General features: G+C 67.2%; 1 protein-coding gene. It reads right to left on the bottom strand.

Annotated features, from left to right (window positions below; translation table 11 throughout):
* The coding region (locus tag ACSIPU_RS30345) for an ImcF-related family protein (protein WP_435322468.1) at positions 1 to 946 on the bottom strand (946 nt) is incomplete at both ends.

Here is a 946-nt window from a genome sequence, read left to right as displayed (position 1 = left end):
CGTGCTGAACAGACGGCGGGCGTCGGTCTGCGGCGTCATGTCCTCAAGCGTCATATCGGCATAGTTGCGCCGGACGGCCGTCAGCATGTTCTCATAGAGCGTGCTTTCGGCGTTGCGCTGGCCTGCCTGCTCCAGCAGCACCCTGCGCACCTGCGCCACCAGCGCCGCATCCGGCGTGATTTTCCAGGACGGCAGCGCGGGCAGGCTCTGCATGTAAAAGGTGTGCAAATCCGGCGCCATCTCCTGCCACAGCGCCGGGGACAGACCCGGACGGGACGGTTCAGTGGTTTTCATCACCTGCGCAAAAAACGCAGCGTCCGCTTTCTCCGGGTGCGCCATCATCAGGTACGCCTTCAGCTGGTCGTAGCCCGGCTTTGCCCGTTTCTCGCGCAGCGGACTGCGCGGCGGCAGGTCTGCCAGCGTATTCAGCTGCTTTGTGAGCGCCTGCGCCGCCGCATCGCGAATCAGCCGGTTATTCGCCTGCCCGTACCACGGCATCAGGGCCGCCAGCAGCGGGGCGTTATGGTCCAGCCCGAAGCGCTGATACCAGGGCGCGCCATACGCCTGCTGATGCTGTAACCGTCCGATATCGTTACGCAGCGCCTGCAGCGCCATCAGCTGTTCATCATTCACTGCGGGAGAGCTCACCAGCAGCTGCGCCGCGCTGACAATATGCTGGCGGTTAACGGCGAAGGAGACCAGGCTGCCCGCCCCCCACAGGGCCATCAGCGACAGGGCGATAACCCCCGATGCGCGCTGCCAGGGCAGACCGGCCCGCACGCCCCGCGCCTGAGCGCAGTCCGCCGTCACTCCCTGCCAGACCGCCGGAGCGGACCAGCGGTGAGGATGTGGCGTCTCCCCGGCGGTCGTGTCCGGCGCCAGCGGCGGGCTGAACATCAGGCCGCGCAGCGGAACGCGCTGCAGGCGCTCCGTCAGCCAGGGCGTC

Source organism: Klebsiella sp. HN106, assembly GCF_051209435.1.
GTDB lineage: Bacteria > Pseudomonadota > Gammaproteobacteria > Enterobacterales > Enterobacteriaceae > Klebsiella > Klebsiella oxytoca.
This window is presented reverse-complemented; position numbering and strand designations above follow the sequence as displayed.